Here is a 22,873-nt window from a genome sequence, read left to right on the forward strand (position 1 = left end):
GCCCCCCCCCGGGCGGGGCCGCCCGGGGGGCCGCGGGGGGCGCCGGGGGGCGCGCGGCGCGCGCGCGCGCCCCGGGCGGGCGGGGGGGGGGGGGGCGCCCCCCCCCCCCCCCCCCGGAGGGTCGACCGGGACGGCCGGTCGTTCGCCACGGTTCACGCCGTGCCGGTGACGCCGTGCCGGTGACGCCTCGCCGGGCGTCGCTCACCAGGCGTCGCTCATCGGGCGTCGCTCATCGGGCCGTGTGGACCTCCGCGACGTAGCCGCCGGGGAAGCGCACCATCGCGCTGTCCCGGCCGCCCGCCGTGACCGGACCCGACAGCACCGACGCGCCGGCGGCCTTCGCCCGCTCCAGCGTCGCCCCGAGGTCCGGCACGCCGTAGCCGGTGAGCTCCCGGCCGAAGGGGTGGGGCAGGTGGCCGTCCGTCACGGCGACGGTGGTGGTGCCGAAGCCGGAGGTGAGCGTCAGCAGCCGGTACGTCGTGGCGGGCAGGCCGATCGCGGCGCCGTCGGCCCGCCGGTCGTCGGAGACGATCCGGCCCCGGGTGAAGGCGAGGTAGCTGCGCAGGAACCCGCCGACCGCGTCGGGGGAGAGGTAGAGCCGGTTCTCCGGCACGCTCGCCAGGGCGGGGTAGGACGGCGCGGTGGTGTGCACGTAGAGCTGGGCGCTGATCCCGCCGGGGAACTGCACGACGGCGTCGCGCCCGATCGGGTCGGCGAACGGCGCCACCGTCACGGCCGCGCCGTCGGCCCGGGCGGCGCGGACCGCCTGGTCGAGGTCGGTCACCAGCCAGCCGGTGCGCTCGGTGCCGAACGGGGACGGGACGGGGGTGGTGTAGTCGAACACCGACAGGGTGCCGACCGGGGAGAGCACCAGCTCGGAGAGCGTCCGGCTCGGCGTGGGCGTCACCTGGGTGGCGTTGGGCCCGATCGTCGTCCCGCCGAAGGTGGCCACCCAGGAGGCGACGAACGCCTGCTCGGTGCCCGGTTCGACGTAGACGTGGGTGGAGTCGTACTGCGGGCCGACGGCGAACTGCCGGTGGGCGTACGTTGGGGCGGCCTGGTCGGCCTGAGCGGCTTGTGTGGTCTGGGTGGTCTGGGTGGTCTGGGCCACCGAGGCGGCGGGGACCGCGGTCAGGGCGGCGATCGCCGCCACCAGCGGGACGACGCGTCGCAGGAAGCGTCGGTTCATCGGGGACCTCCCGGTCGTCGGCGCGCCCGGCGCCCGCTGAGCGGGGCCGGGCGCGTGCGGGGTTCGTGATGGTCGATCGAGTCGGTGGAGGAGTGCGGGTCAGGCCACCGGCGGCGCCCAGTGGGCGTCCGGGGCCGAGATCCGGTGGGCGGTCACCGCCGTGGCCAGGAGCAGCAGGGCGGCCAGGGCAAGGGCGGTGGCGGTCTGCCCGTGCAGGACCAGGGCCGCCCCCGCGAGGCCGCCGAGCAGCATCGCCAGCGCGGAGAGGATCCGGCGTCCCGGGCGCGGTGCCGCGCCGCCGGCCGCCGTGGAGTCGGCGGCCAGGCCGGTCAGGGTGAGGGTCAGCACGGTGGTGGTCAGGTCGGGCACGCCGAGCCGCCGGGCCGCCGCGTTCTGCAGGCCCATGCCCAGCCCCAGCAGGACGATCAGGGCGTGGTCGGCCCCGCCGGCCGCGGCGGTGGCGGCCGCCGCGGCCGTCAGGACCGTCTGGGCGCCGGCCGCCAGGGCCAGCAGGCGCCCGCGGTGGGCCGACGTCCGGCTGCCCAGCCGTCCGCCGACGAGCGCACCGGCCAGGAACGACCCCAGCGAGACCAGCGAGGCCGTGGCCGACAGCCCCGGGGCCCCCGCCAGGGCGAACCCCAGGAAGACCACGTTGCCGGTCATGTTCGCCACGAACACGTGGCCGAGGCCGAGGTAGCTCACCGCGTCCACCAGGCCCGTGGCCACCGTCAGCAGGAGCATCAGCGGCGGCAGCGGGCCGTGCCGGTCCGCGCGCGGCGGGACCAGCGTCCGCCCGGCGTCAGCCAGCAGGGTGCGCACCGGCCGCCTCCTCCCGCGGCGCGGGCGCGCGGTGCAGGACCGCCCGGGTGAGCAGGCCGCTCGCCGGGCCGAGCACCAGGGCCGCGACCGACAGCCAGAGCGGCCAGCCGGTCAGGCCGACGGCGTGGTCCGCGGACCACCGGCCCGGCCCGGTGAGGGCGAGCGCCCCCGAGACGACCACCAGCACCAGCGGGTACTCGTAGCCGTCGTTCTGCACCCAGAGCCCGTGCGGCAGCTTGACCGTCAGCGCCACCGTCATCACGCCCATGGCGACCATGGCCGCGAGCGGGGTGAGCGCGCCGAGGGCCAGGAACAGGCCCGAACCGACCTGCCCGGCGCCCGCCGCGAGCGCGGTGAGCGTCCCGCCGCGGAAGCCGTCGTGCCGGAACTCCTCCGTCCCGCCCGCGAGGCCGTTGCCGCCCAGCCGGAAACTCACCTTCTGTACGCCGTGCCCGGCGACGAGCAGGCCCACCACCACACGGAGGATCAGCAGTCCGGTGTCCATCGTTCCTGTTCCTGTCCCTGGTCGCTGTAGCTGATGCCGAGTCGGTGTGCGCCGGCTCAGCCGGCGGCGTGCTCGCCGATGACGGCCTGCGCGTAGACGACCCCGAGGCCGTACGCACCGGCGTGCTCCTTGACGATCTCCATGACGGCGCCGTAGGTCTCCTGGCGCGCCCAGTCGCGCTGGAGCTCCAGCAGCACCTGGACCCAGGTGACCGGCACCGCGCCGGAGTGCATCATCCGCTGGACGGCGTGCTCGTGGGCCTGCGGGGAGACGCCGCCGGAGGCGTCGGTGACGACGTAGACCTCGTAGCCCTGGTCGATCATGGACAGCACGGGCAGGACCAGGCAGACCTCGGTCCACAGGCCGGCGATGACGACCTTGCCGCGACCGGTGGCCTTGACGGCCTCGACGACCGCCTCGTCCTCCCAGGCGTTCATCGAGGTGCGGTCGAGGACCTCGGCCTTCGGGAAGACCGCGGCCAGCTGCGGCAGCAGCGGGCCGGAGAAGGACTCGGCGGCGACGGTGGTCAGCACGGTCGGGACGTCGAAGGCCTTGGCGGCCTTGGCGAGGCCGACGGTGGCGTTGATGATGGCGGTGCGGTCGCCGCTGCCGGTGCCGAAGAACATCTGCGGCTGGTGGTCCACGAACAGCACCACGGCGTTGTCGGGGGTCAGCAGGTCGGGGCTGGGGGTGGCGCTGACCTGGGAGACGTCGACCATGAGGGTTCCCTTCGGGTTCTTTCGGTGGATCCTTCGCGCGGTGATCCGCGGAGGAAGTCGGGTGGGTGGTGCGGTGGGTGTCCGGTGGCCCGACCTGGGTGTCCGGCGGGCGGCCCGCCGGAGCACCCGGTGGGGCGCGTCAGAGCAGGAAGCAGGGGTCGAACGGCTGGGCCTGCTCCGTCGCCAGGCCGCGGCCGACGCGCCAGCGGCGGTGCAGCTCGGACTCGGCGACGACCTCGCCGAGCAGTTCGGCCTGGCGGGCGCCGGTGCCCCCGCTCCGGTGGGACCGGTAGCCGCCGAAGCGGGCGACCGGACTCCACGCCGGGCTGACCGCGGGAAGCTCCTCGTCCAGGCCCTCGTACTCCGCCGCGGCGTGCACGATCCGGCCGCCGACCACGGTCAGCAGGGACTCGATGTGCGGGATCTCGTGCTCGGGCACCGTGAAGAAGTCGTCGGACAGCACCGCGAGGTCGCCGTAACAGCCCGTCCGCAGCACGCCCTTGACGTCCTGCTCGCCAGTGAGCACAGCGCCCGCCGTGGTGTACATCGCGAGCGCGGTGGCCCGGTCCACCCGGTTCTGCGGGGGCCGGATCGCCGGCCCGCCGACCGTGCGGCCGGAGACCAGCCAGTGCAGCGCGACCCACGGGTTGTACGAGGACACCCGGGTGGCGTCGGTGCCGGCGGCCACGGTCAGCCCGCGGTCCAGCATCGCGCGGATCGGCGGCGCCTCGGCGGCGGCGCCGAAGCCGTACCGGCGGGTGAACACCTCGCCCTGGAAGGAGAGCCGGTTCTGCACGGACAGCGCGCCGCCGAGCGCCGCGATCCGGTCGAGGCTGTCCCGGGAGACGGTCTCCGCGTGGTCGAAGAGCCAGCGGTTCCCGGCCGGGAAGAGCCCCTCGGCGGCGAGCTTCTCGAACACCGCGAGGTCCCGCCGGATCGTCTCGTCGTACGTCGCGTGCAGCCGGAAGCCCCAGCCGTGCTCCGTGAGCATCCGGACGGCCTTCTCGAACTCGCCCTCGTAGCCGCCGAGTTCCGGACGCGGCTCGGCGAAGTTCTCGAAGTCGGCGGCGGCCCAGGTGAGGTTCTCGCCGGCGCCGTTCAGCCGCAGCCACTCGTCGCCGTCCCCGGGGCGGACCGACTCGATCCAGCGGGTGAGGTCGTCGAGTTCCTGGCCCGGGGTCTGCGGGAACAGGTGGTAGGCGATGCGCAGGGAGAGCAGGCCCTCCCGGGCGAGCTCGGTCACCGTCGCGTAGTTCTCCGGGAAGTTCTGGAAGCCGCCGGCGGCGTCGATCGCGGAGGTCAGCCCGAAGCGGTTCAGCTCGCGCAGGAAGTGCCGGGTGGACGACTTGCGCTCCTCGGGCGCCAGGGTCGGCGCCTTGGCGAGGGTGGAGTAGAGGATCAGCGCGCTGGGTGCGGCCAGCAGCATGCCGTTGGGCTCCCCGCCGCGGCCCCGGACGATCTGGCCGCCCTTCGGGTCGGGGGTGTCCCGGGTGTAGCCGACGGCCTGCAGCGCGGCGCGGTTGAGGACCGCCGACTGGTAGAGGTGGAGCACGAACACCGGGGTGTCCGGCGCGGCCTCGTTCAGTTCGGCGGGCGTGGGCAGCCGCCGCTCGGCGAACTGCTCCGCCGACCAGCCGCCGACGACCCGCACCCACTGCCCCTTCGGGGTCCGGGCGGCCTGCTCCCGCAGCATCGCCAGGCCCTCGCGCAGCGAGGTCACACCGTCCCAGCGCAGCTCCAGGACGTAGTTCAGGCCGCCCCGGATCACGTGCAGGTGCGAGTCGTTGAGGCCGGGCACCACCCGCCGGCCGAGGGCGTCCACCACGGTGGTGGCGGGCCCGATGAGCGGGGCGACGTCCGCGTCGTCCCCCACGGCCGTGATCAGGCCGTCGCGGATGGCGAGGGCGCCGGCCTGTGGGCGGCGGGCGTCCCCGGTGTGGATCTTCGCGTTGCGGACGACGACGTCGGCAGCGTTCTCGACGGCGCGGGGGACCAGCCCGCCGACCGGCATTGCAGGCACCGCTCCAGCCTCCTGTGAGGGTTCGGACCGCCGCCCCGGTTCGGGCGGCGGAGGGGCGTCCGGGCGGGGCCGGACTCACCGGCCCGGCTCCGCTCCGATCGCCTGAAAGAACGTTAAGTCGCAGGTGGGATGGGTAGTTGGCGCACAGTGCACCGTCTCCGGTCCGCCAGTGAACCGGCCGGGCGGGCACCGGGCGGGGCAGGTGGAGCGGGGTCGCGGGGACGACGGAAGAGCCCCGGGCCTCCCCCCGTCCGGTGGGACGGGGGGAGGCCCGGGGCTCGGTACCGGGGCGGACGGGCCGCCCCCGGGTCACGACGCGTCGGTCACTTCGCGAGGAAGGCCAGCAGCGCCGCGTTCACCTCCTCGGCGTGGGTCCACAGCAGGCCGTGCGGCGCACCCTCGATCTCCACGTACTCGGCGGAGGGCAGGGCCCGGTGGAAGACGCGGGCGGTGTTCTCGATGGGCAGGGTGCGGTCGCCGGTGCCGTGCAGGATCAGGGCGGGCACGTCGATGCGGGGGATGTCGGCGCGGAAGTCGGTGTACCAGGTGGTCGGTGCGGCCGAGGCGGCGAAGGAGCCGCCGGAGGCCGCGGTGTTCCAGCTGTTGCGGACGGCCTCCTCGCTGATCCGGGTGCCGAGGTTCTCGTCCAGGTTGTAGAAGTCGTTGAAGAAACCGGTGTAGAAGGCGAACCGGTCGGCCTTCACCGCGGCGACGATGCCGTCGAAGAACTCCTGCGGGGCGGCGCCGTCCGGGTTGTCGTCGGTCTTGAGCAGGAACGGCTCCAGGGAGGCAAGGAAGGCGACCTTGGCGACCCGCTCCGAGCCGTACGAGGACACGTAGCGGGCGACCTCGCCGGTGCCCATCGAGAAGCCGACCAGCACGGCGTCCCGCAGGTCCAGGGTCTCCAGCACGGTGTTCAGGTCGGCGGCGAAGGTGTCGTAGTCGTAGCCGGTGGTCGGGTGCGAGGACTGGCCGAAGCCGCGGCGGTCGTAGGTGATCACCCGGTAGCCGGCGTCGAGCAGCGCGGCGCTCTGCCGCTCCCAGGAGCGTCCGTCCAGCGGGAACCCGTGGATCAGCACGACCGGCTGACCGGTGCCGTGGTCCTCGTAGTAGAGGTCGACGGGCGTGGTGTTCTCCTGGCCGACGGTGATGAACGGCATGGGGGGGCCTTCTCTCTTGCGTGCTCTTGGTGCCGATGTCTGCCGGCACAGCGTGCGGGCTGCGCCGGGCCACCCACGCTAGGACCGGGTGTGCGCGGGTGTTTGCCGCCGAGAGCACTGCGTCTCGTCCGAGAGTGACTGACGGTCCGTCCGCTCCCGGGCGGAACCCGCCCCGGTGACGGCGTGCCGGCGCGCGGGCTCCCGCCGGGCGGACACCCCCGTGAACCGGCCCGGCCCGGGCGGCCGTAGCACCGGAGAGGACGCGCCGCCGGTGCGTCCCCCGACCGGGCCCACCCCGCCCCACGACGAAGGGAACCCCAGGCATGTCGCGCCCGGTGCTGACGGTCTGCGCGGAGCAGCGGGAGCCCGGCTCCCACCGCACGATCGGCGCAGCCCTCCAGGCCGCCCGCAGCGGCGCGGTGATCTCGGTACGCCCCGGCCACTACGACGAGAACCTGGTGCTCACCAAGGCGGTCACCGTCACCGCCGAGGGCGGCCGGGGCAGCGTGCGGATCGGTCCGCGGCACGGCTCGGTGGTCCACGTGCTCACCGACGACGTCCGGCTGACCGGGCTGGTGCTGCACGGGCAGGACGACGAGCTGCCCGCCGTGGACGTCCCGCGCGGCCGGCTCGCCCTGCAGGACTGCGACGTGACCGGCAACGCCTGGGCCGCCGTGCTCACCCGCGAGCAGGGCGAACTCGCCATGCACGCCTGCCGGGTGGTCAACCCGGTCGGCGCCGGGCTGGTCGAGACCTCCACCGGTGGCAGCGTCATCGAGGACAGCGTCATCGAACACCTCGGCACCTCCGCCCTGGTGATCGGCGAGCGGGCCGACCCGACCGTACGGCGCTGCGTGCTGCGCGACGCCCGGGGCAACGGCGTGTGCGCCAACGGCGAGGCCCGCGGCACCGTCGAGGACTGCGAGATCTCCGCCACCGACCGGCCCGCCGTGGCCCTGGAGGAGCGGAGCACCACCCGCCTGCTGCGCACCGAGATCCGCGACAGCGCCCTGGGCGTGTACGTCGGGTCCACCGCCCGGGTCGTGCTGGAGGACTGCACCGTCACCGCCGTCCGCGGCCACGGCTACGTGCTCGCCGACGGGACCGACCCGCTGCTGCGCCGCTGCCGCGCCGTACGCCCCCAGGGCCACGGCCTGCACATCGCGGGCCGCTCCCGGGGCACCCTGGAGGACTGCGAGGTGAGCTCCCCCGCCGGGGCCGGCATCCACGTCGGCGAGTCGGCCCGTCCCGTCCTGGTCCGGACGGTGGTGCGCAACGCCGAGGCCGACGGCGTCGAACTCACCGGGGACAGCGCCGCCGAGTTCGACCGGCTGGAGGTCCGGGACCCGGCGGGCACCGGCATCGTGGTGCGCGACGGCGCCGACCCGCTGCTGCGCCGCACCGCCGTCACCGCCGCGGGCGGCCACGGGATCGAGGTGCTGCGCGACGGGCGCGGCCGGATCGAGGACGCCATCGTGCTCGACTCCGGCAGACACGGCGTCCGCATCGCCGACGGCGCCGACACCCACCTCGCCGGCAGCCGGGTGCACGGCAGCGGGGCCTGCGGCATCTCGGTCGGCGCCGAGGGCGCCGCCACCCTGAGCGACGTCGAGAGCGCCGACAACGCCCTCGACGGCGCGAGCGTCGAACGCGGCGGCGAACTGACCGCCACCCGCACCGTGCTGCGGGCCAATCGCCGCCACGGGCTGCACCTGGCGGCGGGCGCCCGCGCCGCGCTGACGGCCTGCCGGCTCACCGGCAACACCGTGGACGGGCTGCGCTGCGACTCGGCGGAGCCCGTCCGGCTCACCGGCTGTCTGGCCGCCGGGAACCGGGGCGCGGGCCTGCGGCAGACCGGGCCGACCGACCGGCTCGCGGTCGAGGACCTCGACAGCCGGGACAACGGGTCGCCCGACGCCGTCGGCCCGGTGGTGGTCGCCGGGGTCGGTGGTGCGCCCGGGGCCACCGCGGTTCCCGGGGCAGCTGCTGTTCCCGATGCCGCCGCTGACCCGGGGCCGCGGGGGGCACCGGGGGCGCAGGGTTCGCAGGGGCCGCAGGGGCTGCAGCAGGGGTTGCAGGGTTCGCGGGGGCCGCAGGCCGTCCTGCAGACCCTGGTCGGCCTGGAGGGCGTCAAGGAGCAGGTCGCCACCCTGGTCAACCTCAACAAGCTGACCCGGCGCCGCGAACAGGCCGGCCTGCCGGCCCTCCCGATGAGCCGGCACCTGGTCTTCGCCGGGCCGCCCGGCACCGGCAAGACCACCGTCGCCCGGCTGTACGGCGAACTCCTCGCCGAACTGGGCGTGCTGCGCAGCGGCCACCTGGTCGAGGTCGCCCGCGCCGATCTGGTCGCCCCGGTCATCGGCGGGACCGCCCTGAAGACCACCGAGGCGGTCAGGGCGGCCCTCGGCGGCGTGCTGTTCGTCGACGAGGCGCACACCCTCTCCGGCGGCACCGGCTCCGGCGGCGTCGGCACCGGCCCCGACTTCGGCCGCGAGGCCATCGACACCCTGGTCAAACTGATGGAGGACCACCGCGAGGACCTGGTGGTGATCGTCGCCGGGCACGAGGCCGAGATCCGCGGGTTTCTCGCCGCCAACCCCGGCCTGGCCTCCCGGTTCAGCCGCACCGTCGAGTTCCGCGACTACAGCGTCGACGAGCTCACCACGATCGTCGAGCACGCCGCCGCCGGCCACGGCTACGAACTCGCCGAGGGCACCCGTGCGGCGATCGCCGTGCACTTCGAGCGGTTGCCCAGGGGTGCCGCCTCCGGCAACGGCCGGGCGGCCCGCAGGGTGTTCGAGGGGATGGTCGACCGGCAGGCTTCCCGCCTCGCCGGGCTGGAGCACTTCGACAACGCCGCACTCACCCGGCTGCTGCCCGCCGACGTCGGCGGGCCGGCCGCCGCGGCCGGGGCCCGGGCGGCCGGGCCCGGGGAGCCCGGTCTGCTCGACCGGCTGCGCGCCATGGTCGGCCTCGCCGCCGCCAAGGAACAGGTCGAAGACCTGCTCAACCTCACCCGGCAGGTCCGCCGTCGCACCGACGCCGGGCTGCCCGCCGCCGCCATCGGCCACCACCTGGTCTTCGCCGGCCCGCCAGGCACCGGCAAGACCACCGTCGCCCGGCTGTACGGCGAACTCCTGGCCGAACTCGGCGTCCTGCCCGGCGGCCGGCTCGTGGAGGTCGCCCGCGCCGACCTCGTCGGGCGCTACATCGGCCACACCGCGCAGCTCACCCGGGACGCCTTCGAACGCGCCCGCGGCGGCGTGCTGTTCATCGACGAGGCCTACACGCTGACCCCCCGCCACGGCGCCGCCGGCGACTTCGGCCAGGAGGCCGTCGACACCCTGATGAAACTGATGGAGGACCACCGCGACGAGGTCGTGGTGATCGCGGCCGGCTACCGGGAGGAGATGCAGGGCTTCCTCGCCTCCAACCCCGGCCTCGCCTCCCGCTTCTCCCGCGAGATCACCTTCGACCACTACGCGGACGACGAACTCGTCACCATCGTCCGGCGGCAGGCCGAGGCGGCCGGCTACGACTGCACCCCGGAGACCCTCACGGCGCTCGGCACGCTGTTCCGGGGCGCCCGGCGCGACCGCTCCTTCGGCAACGGCCGGTTCGCCCGGCAGGTGCTGGAGGCGATGATCACCCGGCAGGCCGGCCGGCTGTCCCGCGTGGACGTGGTGGACCTGGACGAACTCGGCCTCCTGCTGCCGACGGACATCCCGACCGATCGGATCGGCGGCCTCGCCTGACGGACGCGCCCTCCGAGGGCAGCACCCTGCCCCTCGCTCCGTGCCCCCCGTGCCACCGCCCCACGCGGCACCGGCGGGCGGCGCGGGTGCCGTGGGCGGGGCGTTGGCGGATCGTTGGCGAGGACTTGGCGGGGTCCGGCAGTGTGCTGTTGCAGTCGCCGCCGGGCCCGTCCGGTCGGCGCCCAGCGGTGCCCTGCCCGTACCGCGCCCCCCTGCCCGACCTGAGAGGTAGCGCGTGTCGAAGCCGTTCGTTGCTCAGCCCATGCCCGTCACCGAGCCCGCCGCGGGCCCGTCGGACGCGGCGGCGGCTGCCACAGACCAGGCGCGCCAGGACGGCCGGGACCGCCGCGCCCGCCAGGACCGCCAGGACCGTCCGACCCTCGACCCGGACACGCTCGCCGAGATCCACCGGCTGCACGGCGGCTACCTGCTGCGCTCGCTGCTGCGGGCCACCGGCGGGGACCGCGGCAAGGCCGAGGACATCCTGCAGGAGACCCTGCTGCGGGCCTGGCAGCACCCGGAGGCGCTGAGCAACGGCCCGGAGCAGAGCCGGCCCTGGCTGTTCACGGTGGCCCGGCGGATCGCGATCGACCACTACCGGATGGCCGCCGCCCGCGCCAAGGAGGTGATCGGCGAGCCGCTGGAGGACCGCCCGCTCGCCGAGGACCCGTACGAGCAGGTCGTGGCCGCGCGGGACATCGCGCTGGCGCTGCGCCGGGTGCAGAAGCACCACCGCGAGGTGCTGGTCGAGCTCCACCTGAAGGACCGGTCGGTGCTGGAGGCCTCGGCCAAGCTGGGGGTGCCGCCGGGCACGGTCAAGTCCCGCAACTTCTACGCGATCCGGGCGCTGCGCCCGGTCCTGGCGGCGGAGCACGGGTACGCCCCGGCCGGGAGCCCGTCGTCGTCGGCGGAGAGCGGCGCCGCCTCGGCGGCCCGGTGACGCCGGGGCGCCTCGGCCTCCCGGCGGCGCCCGGCGGTCTCGGCGGGCCGGTGACCGTCCGGCGTCTCAGCGCCCCGGTGACCAGTCCGCCGAGCGGAGGTTGAGCTCCTCCAGGGCGGCGGTGAACTCGCTCCGGTAGCCCGCCTGCCGGTCGTGGGAGCGGAAGCGGTCCAGCGCGGTGCGCAGCCGGCCGCTCACCTCCCGCTGCCGGCCGCGGGCCAACAGGTGGGCGGCGTAGGACTGTTCGGCGAGCGCGTGCAGGTAGAGCAGGCCGGCCTCCTCGCAGGCGGCGAGCAGCCGGTGCCAGGCGAGGTCGGCGGTCTCGTCGCGGACGGTCGGCGGGAGGGCCTGGGCCTCGGTCAGCAGCGACCAGAGGTGGACCTGGGTGACGGGGGTGGGCGGCAGCAGTTCGCGGGCCTCCCGGGAGTGGCGCTGCGCGCCGTCCCGGTCGCCGGTCGCCAGGCTCACCCAGCCCTGGTGGACCTTGGCGTCGACGAGCCGCCGGCGGTTGCCCGAGGCGAGGGCGAGGGTGGTGGCGGAGGCCGCCAGCCGCTCGGCCTCGGCGGAGCTGCCGAGCATGGCGGTGACCAGAGCGAGGGTGGCGAGCGAGCGGACGCGCGCGGACGCGGCCCGCGGCCCGTCGGCGGAGTCGGTGGACTCGTTGGAGTCGGCGGAGTCGATGGAACCGATGGCGTCGGTGGCGGCCACCGCCTTCCGGGCCGCCTCGGCCGACTCGTGTCGCCGTTCGAGCGCGACGAGGGCCTGCGCCCGGCAGTTGTGCAGCAGCGCGACCGCGACCGGGTCCCCGCACCGCTCGGCGGCCTCCTGGCCCACGACGGCGCGGGCGAGCCAGTCGGCGAAGCGGCTGGCGCCGTAGTAGAGCGAGCCGCTGGTCAGGGCGAGCCGCCAGGCGCGGGCGGGGTCGGTGACGGCGGTGGCGTCGACCAGCGCGCGGACGGCGGGTTCCTCGGCGCGGAACCAGTCGAGCGCGGTCCGGATGTCGCCGACGGACGGGAGGGCCTGCGGTGCGTGGACGGGCGGCTCGGCGTCCTCCTGGCCGGGGTCGAGGAGGAGGCCGCAGCGCTGGAGGGCGGCGAGGTAGTAGTCCGCGAGGCGTTCGCGGAGCAGGCGTCGGCGCGCCTCGGGCAGCTCGGCGAGCAGTCCGACGCCGTACAGGCGGACCAGGTCGGTGCGGCCGTAGCGGGCCGGGGCGGTGCCGGTGAGCAGGTGGTGGGCGGCCAGTTCGCCGAGCGCCCGGTGGGCGGTGGCGGGGTCGGTGCGGAGCAGGGCGGCGCTCGCCAGGGCGTCCACCTCGTCGCCGGGGTGGACGGCCAGGGCGGTGAGCAGTTCTGCGGCGGACGAGGAGAGTTGACGATGCGTCAGATCGAGCTGCGGGCCGATGCCGAGGCCGTCGCCGGCATCCAGGACGGCCAGCCGGCGCTGTTCGTCGTCGAGTTCGGCGACCAGCCCGGCGATCGTCCACTCCGGCTGGGCGGCCAGGCGGGCGGCGGCGATCCGCAGGGCGAGCGGCAGCCGGTCGCAGCGGCGGACGAGGTGGGCGGCGGCGTCCGGCTCGGCGCGCACCCGCGCGGGCGTCAGGGCGCGTTCCAGGAGGTGCCGGGCGTCGCCTTCGGGCAGTGCGGCCAGCCGCAGCAGGGTGGCCCCGTCGAGGGCGACCAGGGCCTCCAGCGATCCCCGGCTGGTGACGACGGCGGCGCAGCCGGTCCCCTCGGGCAGCAGGTCGGCGACCTGGTCCGGGTCGGCGGCGTCGTCCAGGACCACCAGCAGCCGTCGGTCCCTGGTGTGTTCGCGGAAGAGCGCGGCGCGTCCGGCGCGGTCGGCGGGCAGGGCGTCGGTGGGGACGCCGAGCGCGTGCAGGAAGTCGGCGAGGACGGCGTCGGGGCGCGCCGGGCCGGCCGGGGCGAGGCCGCGCAGATCGGCGTGCAGCCGGCCGTCGGGGAACCGGTCACCGGCCCGGTGGGCCCAGGCGGTGACCAGCGCGCTCTTCCCGACGCCGGCGGGGCCGACCACCAGCACCGGGCCGTCCGCGGCGCGGTCCGGGGCGCAGGCCTCGTCGAGCCGGTCGAGCTCGGCCTGCCGTCCGACGAAGTCCACCATGCGGCGGGGGAGTTGCTCCGGGACGCGGGCGGCGGCAGCCGTCGGCGGCAGGGGAGCCGGGGCCGGCCCGTCGTCGGCCAGCACCTCGGCCAGGGCCGCCTGCAGGGCCGGACCGGGCCGGATCCCCAACTCGCGGTCGAGCCGCAGCCGCGCCTGGTGGTAGGCGGCCAGCGCGTCCGCGGGGCGTCCCGCCTGGTGCAGGCAGCGCATCAGCAGCGCCACCAGCTCCTCGCGCAGCTCGTTCGTCCGGACGTGCTGCTCCAGCACCGGCACCGCCGCGGCGCCCATGCCCTGGCGCAGCCGCAGCGAGGCCCAGCGCAGCAGGGCGGCGGTGCCGGACTGCTTCAGGTGGTCCACCGCGGCGGTGCGCAGCGGGGTGTCGGGCAGGTCGGCCAGGGCCTCGCCGCGCCACAGCCGCAGCGCCTCCTCCAGCAGGGCGATCGCCTCGGCGTCGCCGGAGACGGTGCCGGTGGCTCCGGCGAGGTCGAAGGCATCGGCGTGCCCGGCGTGATCGGCGTGATCGGCGGCCAGGGCGGTCAGCGACTCGAAGCGCAGCGCGTCCACCTCGTCGGCCGGCCCGGTCAGCAGGTAGCCGGACGCCCGGGTGTGCAGCTCGAACGGCGTGTCGGCGAGCACCTTGCGCAGCGCGGCGACGTGCCCCTGCACCGCCGCCCGCGCGCTGGCCGGCGGCCGCTCGCCCCACAGCGCCTCGCAGAACCGGTCCACGGTGACGACGCGTCCGAGCCCCAGCGCCAACAGTGCGAGGACGGCCCGGCGCTGGGCCCCCGCCAACGTGGTGAAGCCGTCCGCCCCGGCCCGCAACTCCACCGGGCCGAGCAGCCGAATCCGCACCAGGTACCCCCACGATCGCCGCTCACCCCACCCGGAGTGGGCTCGGGGTGGAGCAGTGTAGTGCGCGAACCGGTCCGGTCCGCGGCAGGTCGTCGCTCCTGCCCCCGGTTGACGTGGTCGGGGCCCGGACCGGTTGCGTCGGTCGCCGAGGGGCGCCACTCCTCGGCCCACGCCGGCCCCGGGCTCACGAGGGACGCCGGTCCCGGCCCGGACCGTTCGTGTCGGACCGGCCGGGTACCGTGCGGCCATGGTGGAACCACGGAGCACGGACCCACGCGCCCGGTTCGAGTACCTGGCGCAGCGGGTAGCGCGATGGCCGCCGCGATCACCGCGATCACCGCGATCCTGTCCGCGGCCGGCTTCACCGCCCGGGACACCGCCGACGAGTTCGTACCGTTCACGGTGCGGGTCCTCGCCGGGCCGGAGCCGGGCCCGGAGTCGGACGTGTGGCCGGCCTGGTCGGAGCACCGGGCCCCGCCCGGCGGGGCGGAGCGGTCCGCAGGATCATGAACGGCCGGGGCCGGCCGTCGGGCCTATCCTCGGACCGGAGTCCGCAGGTGGGGGAGGGGAGGGACGCGTGCACATCGATCTGCTCGGGCCGATGCTCGTGCGGCGGGAGGACGGGACGGCGGTGACGCCCTCGGCCCCCAAGCGGCGGGCCCTGCTGAGCGCGCTGGCCGTACGGCTGAACCAGACGGTGGCCACCGAGGAACTGATCGAGCTGGTCTGGGACGGCGCGGCGCCGCCCACCGCGCGGGCCGCACTGCAGGGGCACGTCGCGGCGCTGCGCCACCTGCTGGACGACCCGGCGCTGGTGCTGGACACCCGGGGCTCCGGGTACCTACTGGCCGGTGATCCGGAGCGGGTCGACGCGCTGCGCTTCGTCCGCCTCTGCGAGGAGGCCGACGTGCTGCTGCCCGGGCCCGGAACCCCCGGGGAACCGGGCGCGGAGGACCCGGTGCTGCCCCTGCTGCGCGCCGCCCTGGACCTGTGGCGCGGCCCGGCGCTCGCCGACTGCGGCTCCGTCCGGCTGCGCGAGCGGGCCCTCCCGCACCTCACCGACCTGCGGCTGCGCGCCCTGGAACGGCTGGCCGACGGGCGCCTGCGGGCGGGCCGCGGCGGCGAGTCGGCCGCCGAACTGGCCGAGGCTGCCGACGCCCACCCGCACCGGCAGACGCTGACCGCCCGGCTGATCCGCTGCCTGGAGCAGGACGGTCGGCGCGCGGAGGCCCGCGAGCGGTACGAGCGCGCGCTGGCCCGGCTGTCCGGCCCGCCCGGGCCGGAACTGCGCCGCGCCGGTGAGCCGTTCGGGGCCCGGCCGGACCCGGTCGACCGCCGCTTCGTCGGCCGGGGCGCCGAGCTCGCCCGGCTGGACGAGGCCCTGCCCGCCGCCCGGGCCGGCCGCCCGATCCTGGTCACCGGCCCGGCCGGGGTCGGCAAGACCGCCCTGGTCCGGCAGTGGGCGGCGCGGCACGGCGCCGGGCAGTTCCCGGACGGTGTCCTCCGGGCCGAGCTGCGCGGCTTCGACCCGGACGGGCCGCGCGAACCCGCCGACGTGCTGGGCGAGTTCCTCACCATCCTGGGTGTCGCCCAGGACGCCCTCCCCGCGTCGACCGCCGAACGCTCCCGCCGGTACCGCGAGTTGGTCGCCGGTCGGCGGATGGCGATCCTGCTGGACGACGCCGCTTCCTACGAGCAGCTCGCCCCGCTGCTGCCCGACCCGCCACCGCCGACGGACCCCGGGCGCGGGAGGCCAGGGCTCGGCGCCGGGGATCCGGATCGCGAGGGCGGGGGTCCCGGGCCCGTCGCCGTTGTCACCAGCCGTGGCCGCCTGCTGCGGCTGCTCGTCCGCGAGGGCGGCCTTCCGCTGCCGCTGGGCCCGCTCACCTGCGAGGACGCCACCGCGCTGCTCGCCCGCACGCTCGGACCGGAGCGGACTGGGGACGACCCGGACACCGCCGCGGAACTCGCCGAACTGGCCGAGCACTGCGACCGCCTGCCGCTCGCGCTGCGCCTGGCGGCCGCCCGGCTGGCCGCCCGGCCCGACTGGTCCCCGGGCGACCTCGCCCGTGAACTCGCCGGTGAGGAAACCTGGTTGGCCACGCTCGCGGGCACCGGCGCCATCTCCGCGCGCGGCCCGATCGGCCTCATCGCCGCCCTGGACCGGACGTGCCGGACCCTGCCGCCCGACGCCGCCCGGCTGTTCACCCTGCTCGGCCTGCACCCCGGCGCGGTGATCGACACCGACACCGCCGCCGCCCTCGCCGACCTCCCGCCCGCCGCCACCCGCACCCTGCTGGCCGGGCTGGACGCTGTCCACCTGCTGGAGGAGACGGCCCCCGGCCGCTACGCCCGGCGCGAGCTGGTGCGCCGCCACGCCGCCCGGCAGGCCGCCGAACTCACCTGCGATGAAAGGTTCGTGGCGCTCGACCGGCTGATCGCCCACTACCTGGACGTGACTGCAGACCGGACGGCCGGGTGCACGTCGGCGGGGTGCCCGACGGCCGGCGCCGGTGAGCGGGCGGCGGCCTGGTTCCGCCGCGAGGAGAGCGCCCTGCGCGCCGTCGTGGTCAGCGCCGAGCAGTACGGGCGGACCACCGGATCCTGGCAACTCGCCCACCGCATCTCGCTGTTGTACGAGACCACCGGTCACGAGCCGAGGCACTGGCGGGCCGTCGTCGAGGCCGGGCTGAGCGCCGCGCACGCCGACGGGGACGAGTCGGCCGTGGCCCGGCTCGGCACCGACCTCGCCGTCCTGCACATCGCCCGCGCCGCCCACCGCACGGCCGCCGAGCAGCTGGACCTCGCCGTCGCCGCGGCCGATCGGGCCGGCGACCCGGCGCTGCGCCACCACTGCCGGAGCCGGGTGGCCGCCGCACTGCTGCGGGCCGGCCGCTACGAGCGGGCGCTGCCCCTGCTCACCGACCTGGTGGCCGCCGCCCGGACCCCGGCCACCGACCATCTGCTGGTCCCCTCGCTCACCGGCCTCGCCGACGCCCTGGTCCTGGCGGGCGACCCCGGCCCGGCCCTCGCCCACGCGGACGAAGCCGTCCGGGCGGCCACCGCCCGCTCCGGCGGCGCCCCGGCCGTCCTCGCCACCCACAGCCGCGCGCGCGCCCTGCACGCGCTCGGCCGTCGCGACGCCGCGCTCTCCTCGGCCCGGCTCGCCGTCGCCCTCGGCCGCACCGTGGGCGATCCCGCGCTGGAGGCCCGCTCGTACGGCCTGCTCGCGGACCTGCTGGACGAGCTGGGCCGCAGCGCGGAGGGGGCCGAGACCCGGCGCCGTGCCGAGCCGCCGACGGCGGGCGGCAGCTGACGGACAGCCCGGAGAGCAGCCCGGCGGCGGGGAACGGGAACCCGGAGTGAACCGCGCCCCGCCGTCGAGCCGTTGTCCAAGGAGCGGAACCACAGGCGGAACTACCGGCAGTTCCGGCGGGTGGAGCCGCCCGCGCACCGGGCCGTCCGGCCCCCGGGCAGTGCGCCCGGACCGGCGTGGGACGCCGACGAACGATCGGGTGCGAGGATTTCTGCCGCCCGGCCGTACTTCTGCCCGGCGGTTCCCGTCGGGCGCGGGGGCCAGGCGGAAGTGCGAAACGCGCGGACGCGTGAACGGGCGAACGTACGAACGCGCGGACGCACGGACGGGCGAACGCGCGGACGTGCGGAACCGGCAGGACCGGCAGGACCGAGTGAGTGAGGTGGCGGGCATGGCGACCGGGGTCGACGGGACGGGCACCGACGTGGGCGGGTTCAGCCGCCTGCTGGCCGGGCACCGGGTGGCGGCCGGCCTGACCCAGGAGGAGCTGGCCGCGGCGGCCGGGGTCAGCCTGCGCGCCCTCGGGGACATGGAGCGCGGCCGTACCCGCGGGCCGCAGCGGCGCACCGTGCAGGCCCTGGCCGTCGCCCTCGGGCTGGACGGCGGGCAGGCGCAGGAGCTGGACCGTGCCGCGCAGTCCGGGCGCCCGCGCGGGGTCCGGCCGGGCCGGGCGGGCGTCCCGGCCCAGGCCGCGCCCCGGGAGCCGGTCCACCGGGCGTCACCCGGCGTTGCGGGCCAGAGCGCCCTCGCCCTGCCCCGCGACATCGCCGACTTCACCGCCCGCGAGGGCGCCCTGGCCGCCCTCGTCGGCCTCGCCTCGGACGACCGGCCCGCCCACCCCCGGGTGGTGCTGGTCAGCGGTCAGCCCGGCCTCGGCAAGACGGCCTTCGCGCTGCACGCCGCCCACGTCCTGGCCGGGCGCTTCCCGGACGGCCAGCTCTCCCTCGACCTCGGCGGCATGTCCGCGCAGCCGCTGTCCGCCCGCGACGCCCTCGGCCAGGTGCTGCGCGCCCTCGGCGTCGAGGATGCGGCGGTGCCAGCGGGGACGGAGGAGCGGGCCGGCCTCTACCGGGCGCTGGTGCGTGAGCGGCGGTTGGTCCTGGTGCTGGACGACGCCGCCGACGAGAGCCAGGTGCGCCCGCTGCTGCCCGGCTCCGGACCGGCCGTGACCATCGTGACCAGCCGCAACGCGCTGCCCGGCCTGGAGTCGGTGCACCGGCTGGGCCTGGACGTGCTCGCCCCGGCCGAGGCGGCCGGCCTGCTGGCCCGGATCGCCGGCCGGGAGCGGATCGAGGCCGCGCCCGACGCCACTGCCGAACTGGCCCGGCTCTGCGGCTACCTGCCGCTGGCGCTGCGGATCGCCGGGCAGCGGCTGGTCGCCCGGCCGCAGCAGCCGGTCGCCCATCTGGTGCGCCAGCTGGCCGTCGAGGAGAACCGCCTGGACCTGCTGGAGACCGGGGACCTGGCGGTCCGCCCGGCCTTCGAGCTGTCCTACCGCCGCCTGCCCGCCGAGTCCCGGCTGGTCCTGCGGCGCTGCGCGCTGACCGCGGGCCCGGACTTCACGGCGGTTGTCGCCGCGGCCTACGCCGGCCGGGCGCCGGGCCGCACCGAGCTGGTGCTGGAGCAGCTGGTCGATGCCGGGCTGGTGCAGCCGGCCACCCCGGACCGCTACCGCCTGCACGACCTGGTGCGGCTCTACGCGAGTGAGCGGCTGGCCGTCGACGAGACGGCCGGGGAGCTGGCCGAGGCCCGTACCCGGGCCGGGCGCTGGATCCTCGACCGGGCCGCCGGCTACGGGCTGCGCTTCGACCCCGAGCACGGCGGGGCCGCAGCCGCGACCGCCGGTTCCGCGCACCTCACCGAGGCCGCCCGCTGGCTGGAGGACGAGCACGCGGAGTGGCTGGCCGCGCTGTACCAGGCGGAGCAGGCCGGCCGGTACCGGGAGGTGGTCGACACCGCCGAGGCCATGCACTGGTTCTCCGACCGGCTGCTCAGCTGGGGCATCTGGGCGGAGGTGTTCCAGCTCTCGGTGGACGCCGCCCGCGCGCTCGGCGACCGGCGCGCCGAGGGGGTGCACGTCAACTACCTGGCCTGGACGTACGTCACCTGTCTGCACCGCTACCAGCGCGGCATCGAACTGGCCGCCGAGGGGCTGGAGCTGGCCCAGGAGTCGGGTGACCGGGAGCAGCAGGGGTGGGCGCTCACCTACCTGGCCTCCGGCCTGCGCTACCTGCGGCGGCACCGCGAGGCGACCGACGCCTTCCACCGGGCGGCGGACGCCTTCGCCGAGCTCGACAGCCGCGCGGCGATGATCGGCCGGCTGGTCACCCTGCGTGGCGCCGCCAACTGCCTGCGGGACTCCGGCCGGGCCGAGGAGGCGGTGGACGTCCGCAGGCGGGCGCTGGCCGGTGCGCTGGAGCTGGTGGAGCGCTGGTCCGCGCCGCTGATGAACCTGCTGGCGGCCATGACCGCCCACGAACTGGGCCTGGACCGCGCGGCGTTGAAGCGCTGGCCGGCCGCCGAGAAGGCCTACCGGCAGGCCCTGGTGCACTACGAGGCCGTCGGGCGGCCGGACAGCATGACCAAGACGCTGACCGAGCTCGGCACCGCGCTGATCGAACAGGGCCGCCCCGAGGAGGCCCGGGAACTGCTCACCGAGGCGCTCACCGACCTGAGCGCGGACGGCCCGCGGCCGGCGCCGCCCCGGCACTGACCCCGAGCGCCCGTTCCCTGCCCGCAGTCGGAGGGAACGGGCACCCGGGGGATCGGGCCGCCTCGTCAGCCGGGGTCGGATCCGGGGTCAGATCCGGGTGTCCTCCACCACGGGCAGCTGCGCCACCGGGGCGCTGCCCGGAGCACCGGCACCGTTGGCGTCGGCAGCCGGGAGGTCGGCACTCGGGAGGTCGGCACGCGGCGCGAAGGCCGTCCGCGGTGCGACCGCCGGCTTCTTGCCGCAGAAGGCCGGCTCCAGCGTGTTCATCAGCCCCTGCGTCACCGCGCCGTTGTTGGAGGCGTTGGCGAAGACCACCACGCTGCGCCGCCCGTCCTGGGTCACGAAGGACTGGGTCTGGAAGCCCTGCACGATGCCGCCGTGGCCGTACACGTCCCCGCAGGACAGCGAGATGCGGCGCAGGCCCAGGCCGTAGGAGATCTTCGCGGTGGGCGTCGGCAGGGCGGCGGTCATCTGGCGCACCGAGTCGTCCGAGACCAGCCCTCCCGCGCCGCCGGCCAGCAGCGCGGTGAGGAAGCGGTCGAGGTCCCCGGCGTCGGAGATGACGGCGCCGGCGCTCCAGACCCAGGAGCCGTTCTGCTCGGTGGAGTCCAGCAGCGGCTTGCTGCGGTCGTCGTTGGTCAGGTAGCCGGTGACGTGGGCTCCCTGGATCCGCTGGTCGGGCACCACGAAGGAGGTCTTGCGCAGGTGGAGCGGCTGGATGATCCGCTCGTTCAGCACCTCGGCGTACGGCTGCCCGGTGAGGTGCTCGACCGCCAGGCCCATCAGCACGAAGTCGGTGTTGGAGTAGGAGTAGCGGCTGCCGGGGGTGTACTGCGGGCCGTGCTTGACCGACATCGCCACCAGCTCGCGCGGGTCGTACTCCTTGGTGCGGATGCGCGCCTCGAACGCGCTGGTGGTCTCCTCACCGGCCTGCTCCAGCAGGTCGTTGGTGTGGTCGTAGATGCCCGCCCGGTGCTCCATCACCTGACGGCCGGTCATGGTCCAGCCCTCCGGCAGGGTGCCCTCGGGCAGGTAGTCGCGCAGCGGCTTGTCGAGGTCGATCCGGCCCTCCTCCGCCAGCTGCATCACGAGAACGGCGGTGAACATCTTGCTGTTGCTGCCGACCCGGAACCTCCACGAGGAGTTCATCGGAGTCCCGTCCAGGTCGGCCTTGCCGACCGACACCGAGCGGGTGCTCTCCTTGTCGCCGTGGTCGCGGATCACCGCGAAGGCACCCGGGGCGCCGGCCCCGGTGGTGGCCTGGAGGGCGGCGAGCACGCCGGGGACGTCGGAGGCGGGCGCGTCGGCGGTGCCCCGGTCGGCGGCCACGGCGTGGGCGGCACCGGTCGCCACCAGGACGGCAGCGGTGGCGGCCACCGCGAGGGGACGCAGAAGGCTGGTCTTCGCCATGTTCCTCGGTTCTCTCGTCAGCTGACGCGGCGTCGGGCCGCGCCGATCGAAGATCACTATCACCGGCCGGGACGGTCGAAGGCAACGTGAACCGGTTCGCCCGCATCGCCCGTTACGGACACCGGCGTGTCGGCCGCACCGTTCGTTTCCCGCTCCGGGGCCAAGGTTTCACCTGCTGTCGTCTACCCGCGTTGACGGCTGCACATCATGCTGTTCGGGCGCCTGACGCGCGTTCCGGTGCGCTCCCCGCGCCGGCCCCCTGCCCGCCGGAACCCCTCACCCGACGCCCCGCCCCAGCGCCGCCCTGCCCCGCCCCAGCTTCCGCTCGCCAGCCCCTCGCCGACCACGGAGCTTCCCCATGCCCCTGTCCTCCCTGGCGCGCCGCGCCGGCGCCCTGCTGCTCGCCACCGCCGGTCTGATACCGCTGTCCGGCAACGCCCACGCGGCCACCACGGCCTCCGCCGGGTTCACCGCGATCGTCTTCCCCGACCAGGACCACACCGTGGTCGACAACCTCGTCAACTCGGCGACCCGGTCCGTCGACGTCACCATGTACGAGCTGCGCGACACCACCGCCGTCAACGCCCTGATCGCCCGTCAGCGGGCCGGGGTGAAGGTCCGGGTGATCCTGGACGGCGCGCACACCTCCGTCAACGGCTCCGCCTTCTCGGCCCTGCGGGCCGCCGGGGTCGGCGTGACGTACTCCTCCACGGCCTTCGTCTACACCCACCAGAAGACCGTGACGGTGGACGGCGCCACGTCGTTGATCATGACGGGCAACCTGGACTCCACCTACTACGCGAACGACCGCGACTACGGCGTCGTCGACACCGACGCCAACGACGTCGCCGCGATCGAGCGGGTCTTCGCCGCCGACTACGCCAAGACCGCCGTCACCCCGGCCGACGGCGACAACCTGGTCTGGTCGCCCACCGACTCGCAGTCCCGGCTGCTGGCCCTGATCAACGGCGCGCGGACCAGCCTCGACCTGGAGCAGCTGGAGTTCGGCGACCCTGCCCTGGTGGACGCCGTCGCCGCGGCCGCCGCGCGCGGCGTCAGGGTGCGCGTGGTCGGCATGAACCCGAGCTCGTACGCCGACGACTTCGACCAGGTGGCCGCGGCGGGCGGCGCGGTCGTCACCTACTCGTCGACCACCGGCCTGTACGTCCACGCCAAGGCGATCGTCGCCGACTACGGCACGGCCTCGGCCAAGGTGTTCGCGGGCTCGGAGAACTTCTCCGACAACTCGCTGAACCACAACCGCGAGCTGGGCCTGATCACCACGGACTCCGGGGTGCTCGACACCATCGAGTCGACCGTCGCCCGCGACTTCGCGAACGGCACGCCGTACTAGCCG

Annotated in this window: 14 protein-coding genes; 6 read left to right on the forward strand and 8 right to left on the reverse strand. The window is 75.9% G+C overall.

Annotated elements, in window-relative coordinates:
• Positions 1 to 229: 229 nt before the first annotated feature.
• The 6 genes from ACIRST_RS17965 to ACIRST_RS17990 all read right to left on the reverse strand — a co-directional run bounded on the left by ACIRST_RS17965 (position 230) and on the right by ACIRST_RS17990 (position 6,412).
• Positions 230 to 1,189, reverse strand: a complete 960-nt coding sequence (locus ACIRST_RS17965; protein WP_402803082.1) for a VOC family protein — start codon at positions 1,187 to 1,189, stop codon at positions 230 to 232.
• A gap of 99 nt (positions 1,190 to 1,288) precedes the next feature.
• Entirely contained in the window at positions 1,289 to 2,008 is a 720-nt protein-coding gene (locus tag ACIRST_RS17970; RefSeq protein ID WP_350520991.1) for a YoaK family protein, read from the reverse strand.
• On the reverse strand, positions 1,989 to 2,513 hold the full coding sequence (locus ACIRST_RS17975) for a DoxX family protein (protein ID WP_350520990.1): 525 nt from the start codon (positions 2,511 to 2,513) through the stop codon (positions 1,989 to 1,991). Before ACIRST_RS17975 ends, ACIRST_RS17970 begins: the two co-directional genes overlap by 20 nt.
• A gap of 56 nt (positions 2,514 to 2,569) precedes the next feature.
• A complete protein-coding gene (locus ACIRST_RS17980) occupies positions 2,570 to 3,232 on the reverse strand; it encodes a hydrolase (protein ID WP_350520989.1) in 663 nt (220 codons plus the stop codon).
• Between the two features lie 139 nt (positions 3,233 to 3,371).
• Positions 3,372 to 5,243, reverse strand: coding sequence for an amidohydrolase (locus tag ACIRST_RS17985; RefSeq protein WP_402803160.1), 1,872 nt, complete (start codon positions 5,241 to 5,243; stop codon positions 3,372 to 3,374).
• Between the two features lie 332 nt (positions 5,244 to 5,575).
• A complete protein-coding gene (locus tag ACIRST_RS17990; RefSeq protein WP_402803083.1) occupies positions 5,576 to 6,412 on the reverse strand; it encodes an alpha/beta fold hydrolase in 837 nt (278 codons plus the stop codon).
• 323 nt (positions 6,413 to 6,735) lie between these two features.
• Between ACIRST_RS17990 and ACIRST_RS17995 the strand changes: the two genes are divergently transcribed.
• Together ACIRST_RS17995 and ACIRST_RS18000 are read left to right on the forward strand one after the other, a co-directional pair.
• The gene (locus ACIRST_RS17995) at positions 6,736 to 10,167 is read left to right on the forward strand and encodes a right-handed parallel beta-helix repeat-containing protein (protein WP_402803084.1); all 3,432 of its coding nucleotides are present in this window, start codon (positions 6,736 to 6,738) and stop codon (positions 10,165 to 10,167) included.
• A 262-nt stretch (positions 10,168 to 10,429) separates the two neighbouring features.
• On the forward strand, positions 10,430 to 11,107 hold the full coding sequence (locus tag ACIRST_RS18000) for a sigma-70 family RNA polymerase sigma factor (protein WP_402803085.1): 678 nt from the start codon (positions 10,430 to 10,432) through the stop codon (positions 11,105 to 11,107).
• 66 nt (positions 11,108 to 11,173) lie between these two features.
• Here ACIRST_RS18000 and ACIRST_RS18005 read toward each other — a convergent pair whose 3' ends face one another.
• On the reverse strand, positions 11,174 to 14,077 hold the full coding sequence (locus ACIRST_RS18005; RefSeq protein WP_402803086.1) for a BTAD domain-containing putative transcriptional regulator: 2,904 nt from the start codon (positions 14,075 to 14,077) through the stop codon (positions 11,174 to 11,176).
• Between the two features lie 312 nt (positions 14,078 to 14,389).
• Here ACIRST_RS18005 and ACIRST_RS18010 point away from each other — a divergent pair, with 312 nt between their 5' ends.
• From ACIRST_RS18010 to ACIRST_RS18020, 3 genes are all read left to right on the forward strand, one after another.
• Positions 14,390 to 14,587 carry a hypothetical protein gene (locus ACIRST_RS18010; protein WP_402803087.1) on the forward strand — a complete coding sequence of 66 codons (198 nt, stop codon included), beginning with the start codon at positions 14,390 to 14,392 and terminating at the stop codon, positions 14,585 to 14,587.
• A 67-nt stretch (positions 14,588 to 14,654) separates the two neighbouring features.
• On the forward strand, positions 14,655 to 17,393 hold the full coding sequence (locus ACIRST_RS18015) for a BTAD domain-containing putative transcriptional regulator (protein WP_402803088.1): 2,739 nt from the start codon (positions 14,655 to 14,657) through the stop codon (positions 17,391 to 17,393).
• Between the two features lie 391 nt (positions 17,394 to 17,784).
• On the forward strand, positions 17,785 to 20,106 hold the full coding sequence (locus ACIRST_RS18020; RefSeq protein ID WP_402803089.1) for an ATP-binding protein: 2,322 nt from the start codon (positions 17,785 to 17,787) through the stop codon (positions 20,104 to 20,106).
• A gap of 87 nt (positions 20,107 to 20,193) precedes the next feature.
• Here ACIRST_RS18020 and ACIRST_RS18025 read toward each other — a convergent pair whose 3' ends face one another.
• Positions 20,194 to 21,516, reverse strand: a complete 1,323-nt coding sequence (locus tag ACIRST_RS18025; protein ID WP_350520981.1) for a serine hydrolase domain-containing protein — start codon at positions 21,514 to 21,516, stop codon at positions 20,194 to 20,196.
• A gap of 358 nt (positions 21,517 to 21,874) precedes the next feature.
• On the opposite strand from ACIRST_RS18025, the gene ACIRST_RS18030 reads away from it, so the two are divergent.
• Complete coding sequence (locus ACIRST_RS18030; RefSeq protein WP_402803090.1) at positions 21,875 to 22,870, forward strand: phospholipase D-like domain-containing protein; 996 nt, start codon at positions 21,875 to 21,877, stop codon at positions 22,868 to 22,870.
• The last annotated feature ends 3 nt before the right edge of the window (positions 22,871 to 22,873 follow it).

This window comes from Kitasatospora sp. NPDC101447, assembly GCF_044767225.1.
Lineage (GTDB): Bacteria > Actinomycetota > Actinomycetes > Streptomycetales > Streptomycetaceae > Kitasatospora.

Coding starts and splice junctions, on each gene's coding strand:
- ACIRST_RS17965 (WP_402803082.1), bottom strand. CDS start 1,189: ATGAACCGACGCTTCCTGCGACGCGTCGTCCCGCTGGTGGCGGCGATC.
- ACIRST_RS17975 (WP_350520990.1), bottom strand. CDS start 2,513: ATGGACACCGGACTGCTGATCCTCCGTGTGGTGGTGGGCCTGCTCGTC.
- ACIRST_RS17980 (WP_350520989.1), bottom strand. CDS start 3,232: ATGGTCGACGTCTCCCAGGTCAGCGCCACCCCCAGCCCCGACCTGCTG.
- ACIRST_RS17985 (WP_402803160.1), bottom strand. CDS start 5,243: ATGCCGGTCGGCGGGCTGGTCCCCCGCGCCGTCGAGAACGCTGCCGAC.
- ACIRST_RS17990 (WP_402803083.1), bottom strand. CDS start 6,412: ATGCCGTTCATCACCGTCGGCCAGGAGAACACCACGCCCGTCGACCTC.
- ACIRST_RS17995 (WP_402803084.1), top strand. CDS start 6,736: ATGTCGCGCCCGGTGCTGACGGTCTGCGCGGAGCAGCGGGAGCCCGGC.
- ACIRST_RS18000 (WP_402803085.1), top strand. CDS start 10,430: ATGCCCGTCACCGAGCCCGCCGCGGGCCCGTCGGACGCGGCGGCGGCT.
- ACIRST_RS18010 (WP_402803087.1), top strand. CDS start 14,390: ATGGCCGCCGCGATCACCGCGATCACCGCGATCCTGTCCGCGGCCGGC.
- ACIRST_RS18020 (WP_402803089.1), top strand. CDS start 17,785: ATGGCGACCGGGGTCGACGGGACGGGCACCGACGTGGGCGGGTTCAGC.
- ACIRST_RS18025 (WP_350520981.1), bottom strand. CDS start 21,516: ATGGCGAAGACCAGCCTTCTGCGTCCCCTCGCGGTGGCCGCCACCGCT.
- ACIRST_RS18030 (WP_402803090.1), top strand. CDS start 21,875: ATGCCCCTGTCCTCCCTGGCGCGCCGCGCCGGCGCCCTGCTGCTCGCC.